The 22,081-nt window shown below is 62.2% G+C and carries 21 protein-coding genes and 1 tRNA gene; 7 read left to right on the forward strand and 15 right to left on the reverse strand.

Going from position 1 to position 22,081, the window contains the following annotated elements; translation table 11 throughout:
- Positions 1–192 precede the first annotated feature (192 nt).
- Complete coding sequence (locus DM194_RS11405; RefSeq protein WP_111067423.1) at positions 193–2,016, forward strand: phosphoenolpyruvate carboxykinase (GTP); 1,824 nt, start codon at positions 193–195, stop codon at positions 2,014–2,016.
- A 276-nt stretch (positions 2,017–2,292) separates the two neighbouring features.
- Complete coding sequence (locus DM194_RS11410; RefSeq protein ID WP_111067424.1) at positions 2,293–3,114, forward strand: DUF1003 domain-containing protein; 822 nt, start codon at positions 2,293–2,295, stop codon at positions 3,112–3,114.
- Between the two features lie 28 nt (positions 3,115–3,142).
- Here DM194_RS11410 and DM194_RS11415 read toward each other — a convergent pair whose 3' ends face one another.
- Positions 3,143–4,867: a hypothetical protein gene (locus tag DM194_RS11415; protein ID WP_162630001.1), complete on the reverse strand. Its 1,725-nt coding sequence runs from the start codon at positions 4,865–4,867 to the stop codon at positions 3,143–3,145.
- 116 nt (positions 4,868–4,983) lie between these two features.
- Here DM194_RS11415 and DM194_RS11420 point away from each other — a divergent pair, with 116 nt between their 5' ends.
- Positions 4,984–5,229 carry a DUF1289 domain-containing protein gene (locus tag DM194_RS11420; protein WP_211110589.1) on the forward strand — a complete coding sequence of 82 codons (246 nt, stop codon included), beginning with the start codon at positions 4,984–4,986 and terminating at the stop codon, positions 5,227–5,229.
- On the opposite strand, the gene DM194_RS11425 is transcribed toward DM194_RS11420, so the two are convergent.
- The 4 genes from DM194_RS11425 to DM194_RS11440 form a co-directional block, all read right to left on the reverse strand.
- A complete protein-coding gene (locus DM194_RS11425) occupies positions 5,213–5,449 on the reverse strand; it encodes a hypothetical protein (protein ID WP_111067427.1) in 237 nt (78 codons plus the stop codon). The genes DM194_RS11420 and DM194_RS11425 overlap by 17 nt on opposite strands.
- Before the next feature lie 139 nt (positions 5,450–5,588).
- Positions 5,589–6,032 (reverse strand): ferritin-like domain-containing protein, encoded by a 444-nt coding sequence (locus DM194_RS11430; RefSeq protein ID WP_111067428.1) that lies wholly within the window; start codon positions 6,030–6,032, stop codon positions 5,589–5,591.
- Positions 6,033–6,147: 115 nt separating this feature from the next.
- Entirely contained in the window at positions 6,148–6,735 is a 588-nt protein-coding gene (locus tag DM194_RS11435) for a YgjV family protein (RefSeq protein ID WP_111067429.1), read from the reverse strand.
- Positions 6,736–7,334: 599 nt separating this feature from the next.
- Positions 7,335–7,616 carry a hypothetical protein gene (locus tag DM194_RS11440; RefSeq protein WP_111067430.1) on the reverse strand — a complete coding sequence of 94 codons (282 nt, stop codon included), beginning with the start codon at positions 7,614–7,616 and terminating at the stop codon, positions 7,335–7,337.
- 777 nt (positions 7,617–8,393) lie between these two features.
- On the opposite strand from DM194_RS11440, the gene DM194_RS11445 reads away from it, so the two are divergent.
- From DM194_RS11445 to DM194_RS11455, 3 genes are all read left to right on the forward strand, one after another.
- Positions 8,394–9,788, forward strand: coding sequence for a 3'-5' exonuclease (locus tag DM194_RS11445; RefSeq protein ID WP_162630002.1), 1,395 nt, complete (start codon positions 8,394–8,396; stop codon positions 9,786–9,788).
- 2 nt (positions 9,789–9,790) lie between these two features.
- Entirely contained in the window at positions 9,791–10,492 is a 702-nt protein-coding gene (locus DM194_RS11450; RefSeq protein WP_162630003.1) for a DarT ssDNA thymidine ADP-ribosyltransferase family protein, read from the forward strand.
- A gap of 119 nt (positions 10,493–10,611) precedes the next feature.
- On the forward strand, positions 10,612–12,219 hold the full coding sequence (locus tag DM194_RS11455) for an ADP-ribosylglycohydrolase family protein (protein ID WP_246024206.1): 1,608 nt from the start codon (positions 10,612–10,614) through the stop codon (positions 12,217–12,219).
- A 556-nt stretch (positions 12,220–12,775) separates the two neighbouring features.
- Here DM194_RS11455 and DM194_RS11460 read toward each other — a convergent pair.
- The 8 genes from DM194_RS11460 to DM194_RS11490 form a co-directional block, all read right to left on the reverse strand.
- The gene (locus DM194_RS11460) at positions 12,776–14,998 is read right to left on the reverse strand and encodes a phage/plasmid primase, P4 family (RefSeq protein WP_111067433.1); all 2,223 of its coding nucleotides are present in this window, start codon (positions 14,996–14,998) and stop codon (positions 12,776–12,778) included.
- Between the two features lie 3 nt (positions 14,999–15,001).
- Positions 15,002–15,208, reverse strand: coding sequence for a DNA-binding protein (locus tag DM194_RS11465; RefSeq protein ID WP_211110590.1), 207 nt, complete (start codon positions 15,206–15,208; stop codon positions 15,002–15,004).
- 228 nt (positions 15,209–15,436) lie between these two features.
- Positions 15,437–16,222, reverse strand: a complete 786-nt coding sequence (locus DM194_RS28095) for a hypothetical protein (RefSeq protein ID WP_162630005.1) — start codon at positions 16,220–16,222, stop codon at positions 15,437–15,439.
- Positions 16,223–16,416: 194 nt separating this feature from the next.
- Positions 16,417–17,406: a tyrosine-type recombinase/integrase gene (locus DM194_RS11470; protein ID WP_111067434.1), complete on the reverse strand. Its 990-nt coding sequence runs from the start codon at positions 17,404–17,406 to the stop codon at positions 16,417–16,419.
- A 100-nt stretch (positions 17,407–17,506) separates the two neighbouring features.
- Positions 17,507–17,580: transfer RNA gene (locus tag DM194_RS11475), tRNA-Gly, on the reverse strand.
- Between the two features lie 47 nt (positions 17,581–17,627).
- The gene (locus tag DM194_RS11480; protein WP_111067435.1) at positions 17,628–18,530 is read right to left on the reverse strand and encodes a lysophospholipid acyltransferase family protein; all 903 of its coding nucleotides are present in this window, start codon (positions 18,528–18,530) and stop codon (positions 17,628–17,630) included.
- A 7-nt stretch (positions 18,531–18,537) separates the two neighbouring features.
- Positions 18,538–19,440, reverse strand: a complete 903-nt coding sequence (locus DM194_RS11485) for a GNAT family N-acetyltransferase (RefSeq protein ID WP_111067436.1) — start codon at positions 19,438–19,440, stop codon at positions 18,538–18,540.
- A 463-nt stretch (positions 19,441–19,903) separates the two neighbouring features.
- On the reverse strand, positions 19,904–20,317 hold the full coding sequence (locus tag DM194_RS11490) for a Ros/MucR family transcriptional regulator (RefSeq protein WP_111067437.1): 414 nt from the start codon (positions 20,315–20,317) through the stop codon (positions 19,904–19,906).
- 89 nt (positions 20,318–20,406) lie between these two features.
- On the opposite strand from DM194_RS11490, the gene DM194_RS11495 reads away from it, so the two are divergent.
- Complete coding sequence (locus DM194_RS11495) at positions 20,407–20,661, forward strand: sulfurtransferase TusA family protein (protein ID WP_111067438.1); 255 nt, start codon at positions 20,407–20,409, stop codon at positions 20,659–20,661.
- A gap of 3 nt (positions 20,662–20,664) precedes the next feature.
- Here the strand turns inward: DM194_RS11495 and DM194_RS11500 are convergent, their stop codons facing one another.
- Together DM194_RS11500 and tsaB are read right to left on the reverse strand one after the other, a co-directional pair.
- The gene (locus DM194_RS11500) at positions 20,665–21,135 is read right to left on the reverse strand and encodes a GNAT family N-acetyltransferase (protein ID WP_111067439.1); all 471 of its coding nucleotides are present in this window, start codon (positions 21,133–21,135) and stop codon (positions 20,665–20,667) included.
- Complete coding sequence (gene tsaB, locus DM194_RS11505; RefSeq protein WP_425457258.1) at positions 21,132–21,944, reverse strand: tRNA (adenosine(37)-N6)-threonylcarbamoyltransferase complex dimerization subunit type 1 TsaB; 813 nt, start codon at positions 21,942–21,944, stop codon at positions 21,132–21,134. Before tsaB ends, DM194_RS11500 begins: the two co-directional genes overlap by 4 nt.
- Positions 21,945–22,081: the final 137 nt, after the last annotated feature.

The raw sequence follows: 22,081 nt of genomic DNA on the forward strand, positions 1-22,081 counted from the left end.
TGCGCGGTGCCGCCGATCCCGGCGGGTTTCCGGCCCTGCCGCCCGTTCGGACCGGCATCCAGCTGATCGGGCCGCCGATCGGGCCGATTTTTTCCATCTGACACGACAACGGACAAAGACGGCCGGACCGGCCGCGGGCCCCCGAGGGGATGCCCGGCGCGGCGGTACCGGCCCAGCCTTCGAGAGGACGATATGACTGGCAATATGCGGACGCGGAACAAGAAGCTCCTGGCCTGGGTCGAGGAGATCGCGCTGAAATGCAAACCGGAGCGCGTTCACTGGTGCGACGGCTCGCAGGAGGAATATGACCGTCTCTGCAACGAGATGGTGGAAGCCGGCACCTTCATCCGCCTGAACGAGGCCAAGCGCCAGAACTCCTTCCTCTGCCGCTCCGATCCGGGCGACGTCGCCCGTGTCGAGGACAGCACCTACATCTGCTCCAAGACGCGCGAGGAAGCCGGTCCGACCAACAACTGGATGGACCCGGAGGAGATGAAGGCCAAGCTGGACGGCCTGTTCGAGGGCTGCATGCGCGGCCGCACCATGTATGTGGTACCGTTCAGCATGGGGCCGCTGGGCTCCGACATCTCGCACATCGGCGTGCAGATCTCCGACAGCCCCTATGTCGCCGTCAACATGCGCCTGATGACCCGCATGGGCCAGAAGGTTCTGGACATCCTGGGCGACGGCGACTTCGTCCCCTGCCTGCATTCCATCGGCGCGCCGCTGGAGCCGGGCCAGCAGGACGTGCCGTGGCCCTGCAACGCCGACAACAAGTACATCGTCCATTTCCCGGAAGAGCACCGCATCGTCTCCTACGGCTCCGGCTACGGCGGCAACGCGCTGCTCGGCAAGAAGTGCTTCGCGCTGCGCATCGCCTCCTCCATGGGCCGCGAGCAGGGCTGGCTGGCCGAGCACATGCTGATCCTGGGCGTGGAAAGCCCGACCGGCGAGAAGACCTATGTCGGCGCCGCCTTCCCGTCGGCCTGCGGCAAGACCAACTTCGCCATGCTGGTCCCGCCGAAGGAGTTCGAGGGCTGGAAGGTCCGCACCATCGGTGACGACATCGCCTGGATCAAGCCGCAGCCGGACGGCACGCTGCGCGCCATCAACCCGGAGGCCGGCTTCTTCGGCGTCGCCCCCGGCACCAGCGTGAAGTCGAACCCGAACGCGCTGAAGACGCTGGACCACAACGTCATCTTCACCAACGTCGCCCTGACCGACGACGGCGACGTCTGGTGGGAAGGCCTGACGGAGGAGCCGCCGGCCCACCTGATCGACTGGCAGGGCAAGGACTGGACGCCGGATTGCGGCCGCGCCGCCGCCCACCCGAACAGCCGCTTCACCGCCCCGGCGGCGCAGTGCCCGTCGATCGACCCGGCCTGGGAGGATCCGGCCGGCGTTCCGATCAGCGCCTTCATCTTCGGCGGCCGCCTGTCGAAGACCTTCCCGCTGGTGTTCGAGGCCTACAACTGGCGCGAAGGCGTCTATTGGGCCGCGACCATGGGCTCTGAGGCCACCGCCGCCGCCGTCGGCCAGGCCGCCATCCGCCGCGACCCGTTCGCCATGCTGCCCTTCTGCGGCTACAACATGGCCGATTACTGGAACCACTGGCTGTCGATGGAAGCCAAGGTCGAAAGCCTGCCGCGCATCTACCGCGTCAACTGGTTCCGCAAGGACGAGAACGGCAAGTTCGTCTGGCCGGGCTTCGGCGACAACATGCGCGTTTTGAAGTGGATCGTCGACCGCGTCCGCGGCCGCGCCACCGAGGTCGCGGAATCGCCCTTCGGCTACTCCCCGCGCTACCAGGATCTGAACTGGTCCGGCCTGAACTTCCCGGCCGACAAGTTCGCCCAGATCATGGACATCGACCGCAAGGAGGCCGAGGCCGAGGCGAAGGACCAGGAGGAGCTGTTCAACCGCTTCGGCGACCGCCTGCCCGACGAGATCGAGCAGCAGCGGATCGCTCTGCTGAAGCGTCTGGAGAACAGCCCGGACGTCTGGCGCATCGGCTGACCGGCCGGATCGCAATACAGGTAAGGATGGGGGCTGCCGCAAGGCGGCCCCTTTTCCTTTGGCGCCGATAAGGATAAACCGCCTGTCATCTTGAACGCGCAAGACAGCACCCGGCGGTGTCTCGGCCGAAGCAGGATTCCAGCCGCTTCAATGCGTCCTTCTCTCCGCCGACTCCATGGCGGGGCCTTTGGTCTTTCAGCGATTTAACCGGCATGCCGCAGCGGTCGGGCATAAAGTCGGCCAACCCGGTCCGCGCATTCGAGGGAGGGCGACATCATGACCGACAATCAGCTTCCGCCGGAAGACGGCGACGAGTCCGCACGACCGACCCCCGGCGCCGGCCAGGACATTGGCCAGGAAGACGCTCACCGGGAAGACGCTCACCAGCAAGACACCGGCCCACAGGCGTCCAAGCGCCATCCCTGCGCCATCAGCGGCAAGCGCCGGCCCAAGCGCGACCTGATCGCGCTGGATGCTCTGCCCCCCAACCTCGCCGACCGCATCCGGCGCGACCATCCCCATCTGGAACCGGACTCGCAGATCAGCCGGCAGGAGCTGGCGCGCTATCGCTCGCTCTATGTGGCGGAGCTGCTGCAGGCCGAACATGGCGAGTTGAGCGAACTCGACCGCGAGGTTGCCGAAAGCCTCGCCCGCCACGAGACGCTGGCCGAGAACCCGGAGGAGGAATATGACGACCGCCGCACGCTGGGCGAACGCCTGTCGGACGGGCTGGCCAGCTTCGGCGGCAGCTGGGCCTTCCTGATCTGCTTCGCCGTCTTCATGGGCGTGTGGATGGTCATCAACATCATCGAAGGCGATCTTCGGGCTTTCGATCCCTACCCCTTCATTCTGCTGAACCTGCTGCTGTCCTGCCTGGCCGCCATCCAGGCCCCGGTCATCATGATGAGCCAGAAGCGGCAGGAGGCGAAGGACAGGCTGCGCTCCGAGAACGACTACCGCGTCAACCTGAAGGCCGAATTGGAAATCCGGCACCTGCACGAGAAGATGGATTACCTGATCCAGCGCCAATGGCAGCGCCTGACCGAAATCCAGCAGCTTCAGTTGGAGATCATGCAGGAAAAGCGCCTGCGCAGGTGATCGCTTGCCGGAAAGGACGGCAGCCGCGTCAGCGCTTGCGCTTTCCGTCCAGTTCCAGCATGCCGCGCAGTGCCGCGATGGTCTTGCTGAGCGGCGTCGGATCGACCGCCTTGTCGGCGGCCTGCTTGGCAGCAGGCTCCGCCTCTTCCCCGGGAGGGGTCGCCGGCGCGACGCGGGGCGGCGGGCGCGGCTTGCCGGCACGCGGCTTCGGCGGCGGAGCGGGTGCCGGAGGTGGCGGTTCGCGCGTCACTTCCTCCTCGATCAGGCCGCGCAGGGCCTTCATCGCCTCTTCGATCTCGCGTTCCTGGGTGGAGCGGCGGGCGGCCGGCGCCGGATCCCGGTCGGGGTCCAGATCCTGGTCGGGTGCCGGATCGGCGTCGAAGCCGGCGAACGGATCGTTCCCGCTGGTGTCCTCATCCTGCCAACCGGACGCCCTGGCGGGGTTCCTGCCGGTGTCCCTGTCGGGCTCTTTGCCGACGTCCCTGTCTCCCATTGCGGGCGACTTCCGCGGCGGGGGCGGAGCGTCGTCGTCCGGGTCGTTGGCCGCATCCTCAATCATCGACCGCAGGGCGGCGAGGGTGCGGTCGAAGACCTCCTCATCCTCCGGCGGCGGGGGCGGACGCTGGGCACGCCGTTCGGCACGGTGCTGGTCGAAATCGAGCGGTTCATCGGCCGGCGGCGGTGGGGCGGAGATGGAAGGCTTGTCCGCCGGCCGGGCGGCCGGTGAAGCCGCCGGCTTTTCCGGGTCGCGGATCGCGAAGGACAGAATTTCCTCGTCCGACGGCTCCTCATCCCCATCGAAGCCGTCCGCCTCGTCGCGGTCGTCCTCCGCCCGCCAGCGGTCGGAGTCCGGATCGGTCCAATCCTCTTCGAAATCCCTGCGCACCAGGACCTTGTGGGAGAAGACCGGCGGCTCGTCCTCCGCCTGGCCGTCGATGTCCTCTGCCGTCCCCGGCTGTCCGTAGCGAGCGGCGGCTGCCGGCGGGCGGTCGTCCGGTTCGTCGTCCTCGCTCCAATGGGCCTGGGCCAGCAGGAGACGCATCGCCGCCAGCGTCTCATCCTCGTCCTCATCGGGATCGCTGAGCGGCGCCGTGTTGCGGGCGGCCTCCTTCCCTGCGGGTTCGGCCGGCGGGGCCGGATCGTCCCAACCGCCATCGACCGCTTCGCCGACATCCGGTTCTCCGACATCCGGTTCTCCGTCAACCGGTTCGACGCCGTCCGGTTCGCCGTCCCGATCGGTGTCGTCGTCGTCCGCTCTGATCGCACCCAGCCGTGCCGCCATGTCCGCCAGCGAGACCGGCTCCCACAGCGGAGCGGCGCCACCATCCCCGGGACCATCGGCCACCAGATCGGACAGCGGCAGTTCCGACAGCGGTTTGCTGCGCGCCGCGGCAGCGGGAGGCGATGGCGGGGGAGGCGGTGGGGAGGAAGGGGGAGGCGCGGACTGCGCTTCGGCCACCGGACCGCCGCCGCGCAACGAGGCGAGCAGGCCGTTCAGCGCCGCCAGCGGCGCGTCGAAGGAGGGATCTTCGTTCGCGGCCTCGAACGAGGCGGCTGGCAGGGCCGCCGGGATCGGCCGGCTTTCGATGTCGCGGGAGTCGCAGCGCGAGCAGCGGTAATGCGGCGCGATCGACAGCACCGGATAATTTGGGCCGAAACGCCGTTCCAGCATGGCACGGGGAAGCACGCCGCCATGCCCGCAGGCGCGGCAGCGCAGTTGCACGTCGGCGTCGATGTCGCGGAGGAACAGCATGCGGGCCATGCCGTACAGTATAGCGGCGGGCCTGCGGCTTTCCCATCCCATTCAGGAGACGCGACCCGCGCGACGCGCCGCTTGCCGCGATGCGGCGGCCTTGGCACAGTCGCGCCATGACGCAAGCAATCCGCGACGATCAGGTGCAATCCCCCTGCATCCGGCTCTGCACATTGGACGAGCGGGAGGTCTGCGTCGGTTGTTGCCGGACGCTGAACGACATCATGGTCTGGAGGAATCTCGATCCCGCCGGGCGCCTTGCGGTGCTGGACGCGGCGGACCGGCGTCGTGCGGCGGCGGGGACCGGGATATCGGGGCAGGCGCCGGCTGTGGCGCCCGGCCGGGTCACATCGCGCGGGTGACGGTCAGGCCCTGTTCGGACAGGCTGTCGAAGACATCCCTGAACTTCCGCAGATAGCGGGAGCGGTAGGCATCGAAATCGGCGGCGATGGCCGCCTCGGCATTCTTGGACTTCTTGAATTCGGCCACGCGGTGGGCATTCTCGGCGTGGTAGAGGGCGAAAGCGCCCTTGGTGACCAGATCGTTGCCGGACTGGTCCGCTTCCTGTTTGTCGCTGTTCATCAATCCATGTCCAGGTGGAGCCGACATCCGGCCACCATAAGCCGGATGATCGGCGGGGCGGTTGGTCCGGCCAGCTGGCTGGACCACAGATCGAAAGCCTACGCCCGCTCCGGCTTCCTCGCAATGCTGCGGCGCACCATCACGCCACCACCCCGCGCAACGCCGCCATGCGGTCACGGTCGACGCGGATGCGGTCCAGGTGCTGGGCGATCACAGCGGTGATGGGCAGGGGAAGCTCCTTCGCCATGGCTTCGTCGTAGCGGCGCAGGCATTCGGTTTCGCCGCGCTCGACCTCCGCGATGATGGCGGCGCGGTCGTGTCCCATCACGGCGGATTTCAACTCCAGGAAGAAGCGATGGGCGCCGCCCATCATGGTGCCGCCCATGTCGGGCGCCCCGCCCTGTTCGGCGACCAGACGCTGGATCTCGCGGACGATGGCGCCGCGCTGGGCGGCCAGATCGTTGAACAGGGCTTTCAGATCCTCGTCCTCGGCGCTCTCGGCGGCCTGCCGGTAGCCCTCGTGACTGTCCTCGACGATGCGGATCAGGTCATTGAGCGTATCGACGATCTGGTCTTTTTCCATGACGGCAGGTCCTCCCAAACATCCCCTTCCCAGCCACAACCCTGCCGTGGGGTCGAATGTTCCCGCACCGTACCGGGAGCTTTCGGGGTTGCACCGGCGGGGTGCGCCGGGGGGATCAGGTCGCTGCCCCGGAAACGGCGCGGGCGGCGAAGCGGCAGCCGGACAGCCCCCGGAAAGTCCCGGCGCGCCACAGGGCAAGACCATGGCCGGTCAGCGCCATCGCGTCCGACACCAGCCCGAAGGCCGATCCGGCCAGCAGATTGTGCCCCGCCCCGACCAGCGTCGCGGCGACGAAGAACAGCCGCATCCGCCCGAGCGCGCTTTGCCAGCGGCCGAGCGTCGCCAGCAGGAAGCCGGTTGCCGACAGTGCCGACATCGGCCCCTGCCAGGTCAGCGCCGCCACCGCCAGGGCTGCCGGCACGGTCAGCGCATAGAGCAACCCAAGCAGCCGCCCCGGTTGCCGTTGGCAGCTCACGGCCATCTGCACCAGCCCCAGCGCGCACATCAGCATGCCGGTCCAGGCCCCCAGCAACAGGAAGTGGAGCAAGAAAAGCGTCGATGCCGTCGCCTGCGCCAGCAGGATCGCCCGCCGGGCGTCGAGCAGCGTCGACAGTGTTCCGGCCAGCAGTCCGGCGATGCCTGTCATTGCTACGGGAGAGATGGCGGCAAAGGTGGGGAGATAATCCAGTAGAAAAGCCGTCATGGAACGCCTTCGCCTGAAGAGAATGCCGCAGCGCAGCAAAGGCGATGGACGCTAGACTTCGATGGTTAACTGATTATGAATACCGGCGTGACCGGAAACAGACCAAAAGACGACGGCACAATTGCCCCAGACAATTGGCGACAGAAACCATGTGAAGTGTGGGGAATTCTGTGGTGACTATTGTGTGTCCTCTGAAAATCTATCCGTCGATAGGGAGTTTGAAGCCGCCTTCCCCACGAAAGGGCAACGATTTCGGGTTGGAACCTGTCCATCCTCGTTGTTGGCAACGCAGCGCGACCTCGGCATTCTCGCTCTGCCACGACTGCGTTGTCATCGGCGCGGTAAGGCCGTGATCGGGGGATCATCGCAAATCAGGGGAAAGACCATGGCGCAGTATGGACGGCATCCCGCGTCGCTGGGATGGGAACCGAAGCCGAAATCGGCCAAGACCGGCGCCACGCGCCCCCAATCCGGGCGTGCGGCACGCAACGGTCCGCTCTGCTGCGCCTGCGGGCGGGCGATCCGCGCGGGCGATCCGCATTGGGCCGGCCATGGCGACCAGCGCCCCTGGCATTACGCCTGCGCCGAGCAGGCCGGCCTCACATGGTCATGGGCCTCCCGCCCGGCCTTGCCCCCTTCTCCCGCTGCGGAGATGGATTGACCGCGGCTTTGCCGTTCTCCGTGCTCACCGGAACCGCGGGGCCCGATGATCCGGCCAGCGCCTCCTCACGCCCACGCCGATAGGCCTCGCGCTCGGCCTCCAGGATGGCTTCCGCCAGCCGCCGCTCGAACTCGCGCTCCACCAGGGCGGAGAACAGGTCGATGCGGAAGCGCGCTTGCAGGGACCGGCTGAGGCGGCGTGCTCGTTCGATTGGCTGCATGGGCGTTCCCCTTCGGGCAGACGGACGATGCCGTCCAGCCTCAGGGATCGCCGCCAGTCCGGCAACCACGCCATCGGCGAACCACCAACGCAAAAGAGAGCGCCCGTCCGTACCCACCGGTACAGATCGCTCAGCCATCACGATCGAATTTTCAAAGGGGGCGTTTTCAGGCCGCAACCGATGCGGCGTTTGGAGCGGGTGAAGGGAATCGAACCCTCGTCGTAAGCTTGGGAAGCTTTCCTGCTACCTGTCCGTTACCCCTTGCCAAACTTTGGATCTTAATTTTATGTCAAACGCATAGCGTGCTTTCAATATGCTACCGATTCCTATCGAATCCCACCAGATTCCAGCCATTCCTGTCCCGAATTTGTCCCATACCGCAGCACTCTCCAGAGAAGCAAAGAACCTGACTGCGGCCGAGTGGACAATCCCTAGGATTCCTGAGGCGCTCTTTATCGGGTTCATCGGGTTCGCGCGCTTTCGGCAGTCAACCGATGGGCGGTGCGCCGATATCCTCACTGTGCAAGGGGAATGTACCATCTCCTCGGCCCTACACGGCCAATCCAACAGCGCCCAAAGTCAGTACATACCTCGCGTTGCACCTTGAAGATGTCAATGCGCACACGTCTTGTGTGTAGAATGGGATGCACTCATGTCACCAGCCACTGAGGGTGCGCATACCATGGTATGTTATCAACTTAGCTGTTTTATGCACCTTTAGGATAGTGTACACCCATAGGCGTACCCCGAATGAGGGCTTTTGCGTCTGAGGTGATCATGAAGATTCTTACCGGGCAACCAGCGACATCCGAGCAGCTCCGCATCATCAGTGAAGGGCGGCCGGGAACTGATGTAATCAGAGGTGCCGCGGGTAGCGGGAAAACGCACACGGCAATTCTGCGCCTGGAGACTCTTACTGACATCTTCAAGAACCGCCTAGATCGCAGCGGTAGCGGTCGCCCGGTTAAAGTCCTGGTTTTGACCTTCAACAGAACCTTGTGCGGTTACGTTGAGGCTTTTGCACGCCAAAGCGCCCTATCGGCCGGGCCGGTTTCAATGGAGGTTGAGACATTTGCGCGCTGGGCAATGATCCACACCGGAATGCCGCAGGTGGTCAGCCAAGGACAGCGTAACGATATCATCCGCTCCCTCGCCAGCGATATTGGCCTTCCGCACGATTTCATTTGCAGTGAGCTTGAGTATATAGCAGGGCGTTTCAAGAACAACGATCTGGAAACTTATTTGGGTGTGCGACGAGATGGACGCGGCGCAGTGCCTCGCGTAGATAGGCCTGTGCGCGAAAAGCTCATAGCGGTCCTAAAAGAGTACAAAAAGCAATTGGCCCTCTCTTCAGTGTGTGACTGGGAAGATTTGTCCGCAGCTATGCTTAGTGTTGACGGCCTTAACTACGATATTATTATCGTCGATGAGGCACAAGACTTTTCAGCGAATCAGATCAGGGCAATCACCCATCATCTCGCTCCTGTTAATTTCTTCACTCTTATCCTAGATACGGCTCAGCGTCTCTACCCACGAGGGTACAATTGGAATGAGGTAGGGCTTGGGAGCAATGTGCGCTACCATAAGCTGCGTGAGAATCACCGGAATACCACCGAAATTGCCGCGTTCGCAGCGGGTATTCTGAACGGAATCCAGATCGATGACGATGGCGCTCTACCTGATCTATCCGCAGCAAAACGTACCGGTACAAAGCCTACGGTGGTAACCGGGCTGTACTCTAAGCAAGTTGATTACGCAATTAACTTCATAAAAAACAACGTTGACCTCTCAAAGGAGAGTGTAGCGTTTTTGCAGCCGAGAGACGGTCAGTTTTTTGACTTCCTAAAAGGTCGTCTCGCTCAGGCTGGGATTTCGTACGAAGCGATTACTCGAAAGCGTGAGTGGCCTGATGAAAGCGTAAATGTTGTTCTGAGCACAATGCATTCAGCTAAAGGTCTGGAATTTGAACACGTCTTCATTCTTGGTCTCAGTGCATTGGTTACGCCACATGGTGAGGATCAGGAAGATGATCAGCTCTTAACGCTGCGTCGCCTTCTTGCTATGGCCGTTGCGCGCGCCCGAATTTCGGTACATGTAGGTTACAAGCCCGGCGAAGAGTCTGATCTCATACAGTTCTTTGTTCCCGGAACCTTTCAGCAAATGGTGGTGTGATTGTGACCAGCCAGACCAACACGAAGCTGTCAGTCGCTGACATTGTTGAGAGCAGGAACATCACGGAGGTGGTGCATTTCACCTCTAACTTCGGACTCGTAGGGTGCCTGAATTCTGGAAATCTGCTATCGCGCCGGCAGCTACCGCAGGAGCAGACGCTAAAGCATGTTCTAGAGCAAACCAGCCCTGTTATTTTTGAGGATCAGGATTGGTTTGATAAAAAGAAGGACTGGGTTGATTATGTGAACATGTCACTTTCCGAGATCAACTCAAGTTACTTCCGATTTGCTAATGAGAAGTGGCACCCAACAGGGGACCGGTACTGGATTATCATGTCTTTTGATCCGAAAATTTTGACACATGATGATGTGCATTTTTCGACCACTAATAACGTTTACGATATGACGGTGAGAACGCCCGGCGCAGACGGCTTGGAGGCTCTGTTCGCTCCTACTGTCCGACGCAAGAGTTCGAGCCCCAACTGGGTGGCTCGCCGGTCCGCATCCACCCCCTCCTCTCTAACGACCTGTGAGCAAGCTGAAGTGCTTTACCCTCGGGCCGTTTCCATGGAGTATCTGCGCACCGTCTATGTGCAGTGCGACGATCATGCGGACTGGGCAAAAATGGTTTTGAATCGCTACAAGCGGCAGGGTGTACCAATCATTGCCGGACCAGCAAAGTTCCAAGGGCGGCCCTCCCGTTAGATGTGGGGAAAACGGTGGATTTCGAGAGACATAAGGCTGCTGTAGTTAACTCGGCGCTCTGGGCTGCTGCGGGTGATGCGGTGGGCTGGATCAGTGAGCTTACAGATCGCGAGGGAGTCATGCGTCGGATCGGTGAGCCGACGGTTCGCTCTCCTGTCAAGTGGCGCCGTAAGGTGTTCTCACGCGGACCTGTCGTTGACCTTCCGGCAGGAACCTACTCCGACGATACGCAGCTGCGTCTTTCGGTTTGCCGAGCAACAAGGGCAACTGGTCAGTTCGATGTGGAGGCTTTCGCAAAGATCGAGTTGCCGGTCTGGCTTTCGTACTCGTTGGGGGCAGGGCGGGGCGCTACTGCCGCGGCTACAAATCTCAGCAAACCTTCGGCCAATTGGTTCTCTAATTATTTCGAAAGCGGTGAGCGGGGCTATTTCACTGGAGGCGGTAATGGGGCTGCCATGCGGATACAACCCCATGTCTGGAAGCACCCTCCCCAAGAACGTTCGAAGTTCCTGCGCGACGTGCTGAAGGATGCGTTGGTTACGCATGGTCATGCTCACGGGTTTTGTGGAGCTGTCTTCCATGCTCTGTGTGTGAATTATGCGCTATCTGAGGGAAGGGCTCCTAATCCTGACTTTTGGATATATGCGGTTCGTGCATTCAGTGAGATCGAAGTCATTGTAAACTCGGAAAGGCAGCTCAGGAATATTTGGCTTCCGACTTGGCAGGAGCGAAGCCGCGTTAGCTTGAGCGACGCGTTGGCTGCTACCATCAAGGAAGCGGTCACTGCTATAGAGCAATTTAGTCGCCATAAGGTTGGTGCGCCGGAGGATGATTACGTCAGGTTTGTGCACGCACTTGACCTGCAGAACGAGAAAGTTAAAGGATCAGGACTCCTAACAGCAATTGCAGCAGCTGCGCTTGCGTGGCTGTTCCGCAATGAAAGCGTTGAAGCTGCACTGTTAACTGCTGCAAACGCCATACACACCGATACGGATACTATTGCGACCATGGCAGGCGCTATAATGGGTGCTGCGCGGCCTGATGATAAGCCCAAATGGATTATTCAGGATAAAGAGTATATTGTAGATGAAGCGACCCGAATGGCAAAGGTTGCTGCTGGATATGAGGCTGATAGCTTTTCTTATCCAGACCTCCTTCACTGGAGCCCGCCCGAGACTCAGGCCGACGCTGTCGTCCGTGTGGAGAATGACTTGGCACTGCGTGGCCTCGGCCGCCTAACTCCCATCGGTAACGAAGTTGAACAGGGCGCTTTCCTGTGGCAGTGGATGAGGATTGACTTCGGACAGACAGTGTTGGCAAAGAGAAGGTCGGGAGCGGTACCCGTCGGGGTACGGAATTGGCTGCCTGTTGAGAGTATTCGTCAATCCAGAGCAGTAGCGCCAAGTGCCCCGGAGAGCAATAACAATGCCCAACAAAGCTTGAACATTACCCAGGCAAGCCTACCCTTTGCCTCAAAGTCAGCTGCCGATTCCGTGGTGAATGTGCGTCAAGCTTCCACTGATGCAGAGAATTACAAAAAAAGGTCTGACCGCAGACCAGTTGGGTCCATCGATGAGTTGACCCAGGAAGCCATAAAAAGCGGATTCGATCCTTATGTCGTTGGAACGAACATGATGAGGATAATCAGATCGCGCGGGTCAGTTGAGGATGCTATTGCCTTCGCGGCGATAATAGCAAAGGCAGTTATTAGTCGAGACAAGCGGTAGGGTGAAAAAGAGATTTTCTATCGATTGATCTCTTCTTCTGATCCATGTATGCCGTCGAACGGCAAGCGGTTTAGGAACTCTTGCTCTATTCGGTGTAGGATTTTTTGAGTGGCGATGACGCAGCGCGTTGTTCTCCTTGTCACTGACGTGGACCGTGCTGCTCATCCATAACGAGGCGCGCTCGGGCGTGGTTGCCCACCGCGCGACACCCACGATCATCTGCGGTGGCCTTTGATGGTCGCCGGGGTGGTGAAAGTGACGGGATTATGACCTCCCCCCCACCAACCTATATGATTGTTTTCCTGACTGACTCGGAAAAATCATCACTCTCGTCACCCCTGCAGAATCAGGTGGGAATCCGGTTGAGGGCGTTGGTTGGGACGTTTTGATATGGGTGGGATAATGGATCTATGCAGGTGAAGGGGTGCCCACCACCACCACCCCAACTGGTTCGGGCGATCAAGGAAAGCAACAGAAGGGGGAGGCGCTGGCCCAGCCCTAGCCACCCCCCTCAGGAAAGTCATGGTCCGTGAACGTGGTGGACTGCTTGCCCACCTCACTCCAATGCAGGCTTGAAGGTGACCCCCCGGACCACCACGCCCGTGTTGTTGCGACCAACGGTGTAGCCCAAGCTAGTCAGGTCCTGCTTGAAGCTCTTGAACTGCTTGCGGAACGTGATGCCGTTCTGCTGCGCCCAGCGGTCGTAGTCGTCGTAAATGTCGCGCAGCGGCGTGGCGACGCGTGGCGTCTCGATAAGGCGTTCAGCAACGTAGCCTTTCAACGGGTTGGCCGCTTCCAACCACTCGTCAGTCGCAGCGCGAACGTCGTCCGGGATATTGAAACGCCCACGCTTTCGCAAATGCTCCAGCCCCTCCAGCGCACGCCGCAGCACGCCAGAAAGCTCGTTGGCGATGATGCGGGTGAACAGGGTGCGGTCAAGATCGACCCCTTCCCTGAATGCGTGGTCGAAGGGGATAACCTGAATACGGCGTCGCAAGCCGTGACTGATGTCGGCGACGGATGGCGGGTTATTGAACAGGAGGATCGGGATGACCCGCGAGCGAAAGGTGAACGGGTCTTTGCCCTTCCGCTCGCCCGTAAGCTGCTTTTCCTCGGATAGCTTCTTCAGCATGCCGTCGGGCAGCCGCGTTCCGGCGCGCACATCATCATCAACAAGCAGCAGCTTACCCGGCAGGCTGCCAACGAGAAAACGGTTGCGCTCCAGGTCGTCGATGCGGCCGCTGTAAATGGCCTCTTCCCCAACCAACGCCTGAACCACCTGCATCAGCGCCGTTTTTCCGTTGGAACCGGAACCGCGCAGCATAAGGATCAAGGGGATATCGCGTTTGGGCTGGATGAGATAACCAACCAACTCGTTCCAGTGCCGCACCATCGCCTTGGGGTTCTTCGCGTCGGAAAAGATACGCTCCACCGCCGCATCGTACTCAGGACATGCGGCGTCCGCGGCGTATTCCACGTCGAGGCAGGTGATCAGGTTGCTCTTGGGGCGGTGTGACCGCACCTTAACGCCGCCCCTGGGCGTAATCCATAGCTCGGCATTCCGGCAATTTACGATGGCCCGCATGGGACGGTTAAAGCCGAAGCGGTCTCCATCCTCTGCGGTCGTTGCCTGCATGAGATCGATGGTGCTGGAAACAAGGCGCGACAACGAACGCCGCACCTTGACCGGGAGCTTTTGCGCCACCTTGAGTACCAGCTTCTTCAACGCCGCGATCTTCAGCGGCCGGAAATGGGTTCCGGTATACGCCCAGAACTGTCCATCCTCGGCGAAGGCAAGGCGCTTCCCGTCGTCGAAGTGCTCGGCCAGCACCATGGTCATCAGCAGGTGCGCCGGATCGCCATCACCATCAATCAATTCGTCACGGTACCGGGTTACGCTGGCAACGATGGCTGCCACTTCATCCTTCGGCAGCGGCGGATTGCAACGGGCCTCATTCTCTAGTTCCAGTGCTGTTCGAATGGTATCCGGCGAGAGGCCCGTGCGGTGCAGCGTGCCCGCAAGCCGGGTCAAGGCATCGTTGCGCTGTCCTTCACGAATGGAGGTCGTCTGTCCATCGGCTTCACGGGGGGTGGACTTGCGCTCCTTAGTTTTCATCACCGGCATGGGCTTCGCGCCATTCGCCAACCCCGCAGACAAATGCGTCAACCAAGGCTTGGGCATGTCGGTCAACGTGCCCGAATCTGGATCGGCGTCGGGCAGCCACTCGTACTTGCCACCACGGGCGTGGCTGCTGGGGGGGACAATCGCGTAGGCATTGTCCGAGATGACATCAATTCCCGAACCAAGCAGCTTGCCCCGGTTGTCCTTCTTGATGATGAGCGCCGGGTGGCGGACCCAGATGTGAAAACCTCCACCGCCTGTTTGGTAGCGCAGTGACGTGGGGAGCGCCCCCAGTTCACGCTCCAGGCGTTCGAAGGTCTTGCCACCATCGTTGCGCGGGTCAATGTCGAGGATCAGCAGACCACTCGCCTCCCCCGGTGCGACAGCCAAATTTACGGCGCCATAGCTCTCCAAGGCAGCCTTGAGGCGCCTGCGCAGCTCCTTCATGCTCGTCGTCGCCTTCGCCGTGCCACCCCTGGAAACCGGATGCTTACCGGGCTTGGCGCAGTCGGCGTTGCCACAGCCACAGCGATGATCCGCGGTGATGCCGTGCACGAGCAGCATCGGAATGTTCAGCTTGGCGAGGGGCTTTGCGTGCCGCATGATGTGCTTGTAGCGGCGGCGCTGTGTACGATTGGTCGGAGTGAGCGTCTTCATGGCTCAGCCCTCCGACGTCGAGGTGCGGAGGCGCGCAGCCTCGTAGGCCAGGATGTCTTCCAACCGGTAGCGAACCGCGCGACCGATCTTCACGAAGGGGCAGCCGACACCCTTCAAGCGATCCGCCTGCAACTTCTTTTCGGTGACCGCCCAGCGACGGGCCAGCTGAGACTCGGTGAGATGCGCCTCAATGTGATTCGCAGAGGACACAACACGCGGGGAGAGCTCCCCGTTGTGCGGTCGAGTGTGCAACGAAGACAAGATGCTCTCCTAGATAAATCTTCAGAGGGCTATCTATTAAGCTCATAGGTCATGTAATGTAAAACACATCAACTGGACAAACTGATCACGGGATCGGCAGGGCTATATAATTACAAAGAGGATTATGAGTTGCGAATGCCTGAAAAATCTATTTAAGCATTACCCTAGAAGATGTTGTTATTTATTTTTTTCTTCTGATAGACGATCAAAAATCTCAGCAACTCTCTTTTCTATCCAACTCTCCGACGACATGAAATCCTTGTTTTTCTTAGACCACTCCATCATTTCCATCTGAAGCTCCTTCCTTGTACTTGGCAGGTCTCTGCTCTTGTATCTTGCTAAGATTTCAAGCCAAAAATACTCTGAACCTGTAATAGGCCTCCGACCTCCAGCATGCTTTTTCTTAAGCTCTGGGCGAGTTGACTCCATATATGTTTGAAGCTCTTTTTCCGAAATGTAGGCTCCGAACTCCGTGGTTCTCGCCGACTCTAGAGCCTGCACGCGGCTGATCAGCATGTCGTGTAGAGCCATGGGGGATTCTGCCTTTGCCGCCCAGTTTGTGAGTTTCTGCGGCAGGGCTCGAAGATCAGCCTCAGATATAGAGCCATCTCTCAGCTTTTTGCTAACTGCGGCTAAAGTTTTAAGAAGCGCATCAGCCTCACGCGATGCGAGCCATGCTCCGGGAATCATATGTTCCCGGCCCCGCCAGCGCCCATCGTTCTTAAAAGATACCTTGAAGTCCTTATCGTGGATAGACTGCCAGTACGCTCTTGGAACATCGTAGTCCGAAGCTTGACCACTAGGAAATCGGCAGAAGGCTAACAAATCGCCATCTCTAAGAGCGTTGAGAAGTCGGAGCTGGTCCCCAACTTTATTCTCTCGCAACATAACAGCGGCTCTTCTGATTGATACAAAACCATTTACCTCATTCTTCTTTTCTTTATTTTTGCGATCTTTTACCATTCTGGCACCGCGCGAATTTTGGCGACATATTTAGGTTGGCATTGATGTAACCGAAATAAAGAGGTGCTTTGCTAGCCCTCAGTTGCGCATACCGCGTGCGGTCTATTGGAGTACGCCGATCAGCAGCTTAGACACGTTCCTGCGGGGACGCTTTCGGCGGGCTTGGCCCCAGCGGACCATCTAGCCAGCTCAAATTACCCGAGCCGCATTGCCAGCTTTCCAGCGCGCAGATGAGCGTATCGCTTCAGCATCTCCATTGTCTTGTGCCCAGTGATCGCCGCAATCTCGATGTCACGAAGGTCCGTTTGCTCAAAGAGGCGGCTGGTCGCCTCGTGGCGGAGATCGTGGAAGTGAAGGTTGGTCATTTCAGCAGCGCAGCACGCTTTGGTGAAGGCATGAGATACGGCCCTGCCGGTCTGGATTTCAAAAATCGGTCCGCTGGCGCTCTTTGGTAAGCCCTCAAGAACCTGCACGGCAGCAGATGAGAGTGGCACGGTACGGGTTTCGCCGTTTTTGGTGTCGCGCAGCAGGATGGTACGGTTCGTCAGATTGACGTGCTGCCATGTGAGCCCGACCAGTTCTCCTTGACGCATGGCTGTGGCTAGCGCCAGCCGCACCATAGCACCAAGCCATCTGCTTTCGGAGCTGTCGCACGCAGCCAGCAGTTGGATCTGCTCGTCGTCTGTGAGCCGACGATCCCGCCCGCGGGGCAGGTTGGGCTTCTTGATCCTGCTCACCGGGTTCTGGAGTGTTTCCAAGCCCCACTCGGTTCCCGCGACTGTGTAGACATGCGAGAGGAGGTTCAAGTGGTGGACGACCGTCTGGGGGCCGACCTCCTTTAGTTTCTCATCACGCCACGCCGCCAAGTCGGCCCCCCGGATGGAGGACAAGGGTTTCCGGGCGAGCGGCGTACGCTGCCAAGCCCGAATGACTCCGGTGTTCTGCTTAATGCCCTTCTTGCGAGGGACGATCTCGACGAGGTACCGCTCCAGCGCCTCGTTCAACAAGGTCCGGTCTGCCTCGACGCGGCCGTGCTGGAAGCGCCCGGCATCAATCTCGGATTCGATCTGCCTTGCCCAGGCTTCCGCACGAGCCTTGGTTTCGAAGGTGGCGCTTGTGGCGATTGTCTTGCGGCGGACCTTCACCTGCCATTGGCGGTCGCCGCGCTTGGTAATTGTTGCCATTCCAGCCTCGCTTCGCGGACGAACTCCGCCCCGAGTGTCCCATATCTGTCCCAGATAGGATGCTCGGCAACGCTGGCAACGGCTAAATTGCTGAAAAGCTTGGAGCGGGTGAAGGGAATCGAACCCTCGTCGTAAGCTTGGGAAGCTTCTGCTCTACCATTGAGCTACACCCGCGCGCCCGCTGTTTATAGGCGAGCGGCGCGGCGGATACAAGAGCGTAATCAAGCACTCCCGCGCACGGGATCGCTGATCGCCGGAGCGGAGGCTGGAGTGGAAGGGGCCGTTGCCTGCGGCGGGGTTTCCTGGGTCCGCACCGGCGCGTCGGGACGGCCGGAAATGGCGCGGGCGACGCCGTCGCCGACCACACGCTGGCAATGGTCCGCCAGAGCCTTGCGGCTGGAAAAGCCGTCGATGGTCACCGGCGGGTGGAACTCCACCTCGATCGTCATGCCGCCGAGGCGAAAGGCCTGCCACAGGTGCGGCACCAGATCCATGTCGCCGTACCACGCATAGAAGGGGCGGAAGGCGAAGCCCATCGGGATGCCGTCAAGCCGGGTGGCGGCAATGCTGACCGGCTGGACCGTCAGCGGGCGGCCGTCGATGCGGCGGGCGGCGACGGCGAACAGCGCGGTCTTGAAGGGAAGGGTGCGGTTGCCGTCGCTGGAGGTTCCCTCCGGGAACAGGATCAGGCTGTCGCCGGCATCCAGGCGGCCGCCGATGTCGTCGCGCTGCTTGTCGACCGAGGCGCGCGCCTTGCGCTCCACGAAAACCGTGCGCTGAAGCCGGGCGAGCAGGCCGAAGAAGGGCCAGGTTCCGACCTCCGTCTTGGCGATGAAGGAACCGGGGATCAGCGACCCCAGCACCGAGATGTCCAGGTAGGAGGAATGGTTGGACACGAACAGCACCGGCCCGCCGGAAACCTGTTCACCGCGCACCACCACGTCCAGCCCCATCAGCCGGGTGCAGACGCGGTGATAGAAGCGCGGCAGGGTGCGGCACAGTCGCCATCCCCGCGCCACGGCCAGTGCCTGGACCGGGATCAGCAGCAGGGTCCACAGCAGGTACAGGCTCAGGCGCAGGGCCCCGCGACCGGACGATCCCAGGGCGCGCGCGGTTCGGGTCATGGTCGCCTCAGCTGCCCTGGCTGTCGCGGCTGCGACGCTCGTAATGCTTGAAATACTTGTCGGTGATCAGGTCGGTCTTCACCACGATGCAGACGTCGGTGGTGTTGAACTGATGGTCGATGACCGCACCGTCGCCGATGAACCCGCCCAGGCGCAGATAGCCTTTGATCAGCGGCGGCAGGATACCCAGCGCCCGCCGGGGATCGATGCGGTCCTTCGGCATGCGGTCCAGCGCAACATGGCGTTCCGGCAGGGCCGTCGCCCGCAGCTCCGGCGGGGCGAGGTGGTGGTGGTACAGGTAGGACAGCGGCTCCGCCAAGGCATCGGGGTCGGTACCGGGCAGGCTGGCGCAGCCGAACATCAGGGCGATGTCATGCTGGAAGACATAGGCGGCGATGCCCTGCCACAGCAGCTGCATGCTTCCGCGGCTGCGGTAGCCGGCGTCGACGCAGGAGCGGCCCAGCTCCAGCACCTCGCCGGGATAGCTGGCGAGCCGGCCGATGTCGTACTCGTCGCTGGAATAGAAACGCCCGACCTTCTCGGCGGCGGGCCGGCGGATCAGGCGGTAGGTGCCGACCACCATGTCCGGCCCGTTGCCGCGCGCATGGTCGATGACCAGCAGATGGTCGGCCACATCATCGTAATCGTCGAAGTCGCGGCCCTGGGCCTGCATGGCGGGGGAGGGGATCGCCGCCATCTCCTCATAGAAGACGCGGTAGCGCAGCGCCTGCGCCCAATCGATCTCCTCGGTCGAACGGGCCAGCCGCACCTCCAGCGTGCCCAGGCGGATGCCGTCCATGAGCCTACCGGAGCCCGCCGCATCGGAACCGGCGGCGCCCGGTTTGGACGCATCGCCCCGCTCCGGGCTGGTCCGGGTCATGTCCGGCTGGTCCAAGCTTGCATCAGCCATGTCGACGGTCCGCTGCGATGGTTCGGGACGATGAGCAGCGCCGGCTGTCTCCGCGGGGGGCCGGGCGGCCATGTCGGGACGAACAGCGTCGCATGCATGGCAAGGGATAACACGATCAGGCGGTTCCCGGTCAACCGACATCGTATCGCGCAGCCGGCCGGCCGCGACCGGCATCCACAGTCCTGCAGGCGAGCGTCGGGACTATCGTCGGGACGATGGTTTGGGATGACCGTCGGTTTGGGGTGACCGTCGCTTTGCGGGCCAGCGCCTGGCCAAGTCGGTTTTCAGGCGAGGCGGCTGTCAGGCCAAGCGGTGTCAGGTGACCGCGGGCGGGGCGACCGCGAAAGGGCGGGAGCGGCGGCCCGGGACGTAAGGCGCACCGGAAGCGTATCGGCCCGGAGAGGATGGGCCAGAGCGGGGGCGCCGTGATCGGCGTCCACCCGCCCTGCGGAAACCTCGATCCTCAGGCGCCGCGGCGGGCGCGGGTACCGAGGCCGATCTGCTTGGCCAGCGAGCTGCGCTGGCGCGCGTAGTTCGGCGCAACCATCGGGTAGTCGGCCGGCAGACCCCAACGGTCGCGGTATTCTTCTGGGGTCATATTGTACGCCGTCTTCAGGTGGCGCTTCAGCATCTTCAGCTTTTTGCCGTCTTCCAGGCACACAATATAGTCCGGCGTGACCGACTTCTTGATCGGCACCGCAGGCTGCGGCCGCTCCTCCGTCACCACCGGTTCGGTGCCGACGTTGGCCAGCGACTTGTAGACCTGCTCGATCAGGGTCGGAAGATCGGTCAGTGCGACTGTATTGTTGGAGACATGCGCCGCCACGATCTCCGTGGTCAGAGACAACAGCGCGTTGGAAGGGGACCCGTTGCTCATGTAAGCTTGCTCCGCGGCATTCGTACCTCACCATATAAAGAGGTTTTCTGCGACGTGCAATATCCATCCTTTGGAACAAAGAGGAATCGGTGACCCAAAAAATCTCCACAGACTTGTTTCTCGACATCACCTCGCAGGTTTGTCCGTTAACCTTCGTCAAGACCAAGTTGATGGTGGAGCGGATGGACGCGGGGCAAACCCTCGAAGTCCGGCTGAATGCAGGCGAACCCTTGGAAAATGTTCCACGATCCTTGTTGGAGTTGGGTCACAGCATTCTGTCTGTCCACCCCGAACGATTGGACGAACCGCAGGGTGTTCACCGCCTGATCGTACGGAAAAATTAACCCCTATGCTCCGTCAAGATTGCAGCGCAAAACAAGCGCCGCGACCCGTCCGTCAGGTCGTTTGTAGTATCCGGGACGGCGTCCGACGGAAAAGAAGCCGCAAGCCTTGTATAGAGTCCATGCCGCTTGGTTGTCTTCGGCGACCTCGAGAAACAGCGCGGTCGCTCCCAGGTCGCGGCACCCGGCAAGCGCCGCCTCGACCAGCAGGCGGCCGACGCCGCCCCGCCGGGCCTGCGGCAGCACGCCGATGGCCAGGATCTCCGCATCCTCCGCCGCGACGCGGGCCATGACGAAGCCGACCGGCTGGTCCTGCCCGTCCAGTGCGATGACGGCGAAACCGGCAGGCGGGGCGGTCAGGGTGGCGACCGACGCCTCGTCCCACGGATCCTCGGGGAAGCAGGCCTGCTGCAGGGCGGCGACCACCCCGGACTCCAGCGGGCCGGCAGGGTGAAGACGGACGTCGGACACGGTCACGACCGATGTCCCGGCGCGGCCTTGGCGCCGGCCGCCTTGGACGCGGCGGCCGCCTTCGGCAGGGTGACGTCGGGGGGGCGCAGATAGAAGGGTTCGGCCGGCAGGCCGGTCGGGCGGACGGCCCCCAGCGCCGCCACCACCGCGGCGTCCGGCAGCCCGTCGCCCGCCGCCACCTCCAGCCCGGCACGGTCGGCCAGCAGCGGGACCAGCGCCGCCGCCGCATCGCCGGCCAGCAGCAACGGCCCGGACGGGCACAGCGCGTCGAGCCAGCCGGGGATCGCCGCCGGGTCCGGCATTGCCGGCTCCCCCACCGGCGCCAGGGCGGGATCATAGAGCTGCAGGAAGGGTTCCGCCCGCCTGCTGTCGACGGCGACCAGCAGGGGGCGCCCGGCGCGCTCCTCCTCCGGCACGCCATGGGCGATGGCGTCGAAGCTGGTGATGCCGATCACCGGAAGATCCCGTGCGACGGCGATCCCGCGGGCGGCGGCCAGCGCGATGCGCAGACCGGTGAAAGCCCCCGGCCCGACGGTGACAGCGATGCGGTCGAGCTCGTCGAACGCGGCGCCGGCCTCCGCCAGCACCTCCTGCGCCAGCGGCACCAGCACCTCGGCCTGTCCGCGCGCCATCGGGGCGCTGCGCCGCACGGTCACGCGCGGCGCAGCATTCGGGGCGCCCGCCAAGCCGACGTCGCCTTCCCACAACGCGGCCGAACAGCCGGACGTCGCCGTATCCAGACCCAGAACCTTCATCGCCCCACCTTCCTCAACCGCCGGCATGTCGGGTTTGCCGACATGCCGGCCCGTCTTCATACGAGCCTGCCTTCACCATGGATTGCCGTCCCGGCACAATCCCGTACAACCCGCCGGCCGAGGCATGGCAGATCCGCGACCATGGCAGGCGGCGCCAGCGCCATGCTAGAGGTTGCGCCTCTCCCAATACGCCGACG

Origin of the sequence: Azospirillum ramasamyi (genome assembly GCF_003233655.1) — a bacterium.
GTDB classification, from domain to species: Bacteria; Pseudomonadota; Alphaproteobacteria; order Azospirillales; family Azospirillaceae; genus Azospirillum; species Azospirillum ramasamyi.

Bases quoted from the DNA above. Each gene is read 5' to 3' on its own strand.
- DM194_RS11420 (WP_211110589.1), top strand. From the start codon at position 4,984: ATGACGCAAGCAATCCGCGACGATCAGGTGCAATCCCCCTGCATCCGG.
- DM194_RS11405 (WP_111067423.1), top strand. From the start codon at position 193: ATGACTGGCAATATGCGGACGCGGAACAAGAAGCTCCTGGCCTGGGTC.
- DM194_RS11440 (WP_111067430.1), bottom strand. From the start codon at position 7,616: ATGCAGCCAATCGAACGAGCACGCCGCCTCAGCCGGTCCCTGCAAGCG.
- DM194_RS11430 (WP_111067428.1), bottom strand. From the start codon at position 6,032: ATGGAAAAAGACCAGATCGTCGATACGCTCAATGACCTGATCCGCATC.
- DM194_RS11470 (WP_111067434.1), bottom strand. From the start codon at position 17,406: ATGGCAACAATTACCAAGCGCGGCGACCGCCAATGGCAGGTGAAGGTC.
- tsaB (WP_425457258.1), bottom strand. From the start codon at position 21,944: ATGAAGACGGGCCGGCATGTCGGCAAACCCGACATGCCGGCGGTTGAG.
- DM194_RS11490 (WP_111067437.1), bottom strand. From the start codon at position 20,317: ATGAGCAACGGGTCCCCTTCCAACGCGCTGTTGTCTCTGACCACGGAG.
- DM194_RS11445 (WP_162630002.1), top strand. From the start codon at position 8,394: ATGAAGATTCTTACCGGGCAACCAGCGACATCCGAGCAGCTCCGCATC.
- DM194_RS11415 (WP_162630001.1), bottom strand. From the start codon at position 4,867: ATGCTGTTCCTCCGCGACATCGACGCCGACGTGCAACTGCGCTGCCGC.
- DM194_RS11480 (WP_111067435.1), bottom strand. From the start codon at position 18,530: ATGACCCGAACCGCGCGCGCCCTGGGATCGTCCGGTCGCGGGGCCCTG.
- DM194_RS11425 (WP_111067427.1), bottom strand. From the start codon at position 5,449: ATGAACAGCGACAAACAGGAAGCGGACCAGTCCGGCAACGATCTGGTC.
- DM194_RS11460 (WP_111067433.1), bottom strand. From the start codon at position 14,998: ATGAAGACGCTCACTCCGACCAATCGTACACAGCGCCGCCGCTACAAG.
- DM194_RS11410 (WP_111067424.1), top strand. From the start codon at position 2,293: ATGACCGACAATCAGCTTCCGCCGGAAGACGGCGACGAGTCCGCACGA.
- DM194_RS28095 (WP_162630005.1), bottom strand. From the start codon at position 16,222: ATGGTAAAAGATCGCAAAAATAAAGAAAAGAAGAATGAGGTAAATGGT.
- DM194_RS11485 (WP_111067436.1), bottom strand. From the start codon at position 19,440: ATGGCTGATGCAAGCTTGGACCAGCCGGACATGACCCGGACCAGCCCG.
- DM194_RS11455 (WP_246024206.1), top strand. From the start codon at position 10,612: ATGCGTCGGATCGGTGAGCCGACGGTTCGCTCTCCTGTCAAGTGGCGC.
- DM194_RS11435 (WP_111067429.1), bottom strand. From the start codon at position 6,735: ATGACGGCTTTTCTACTGGATTATCTCCCCACCTTTGCCGCCATCTCT.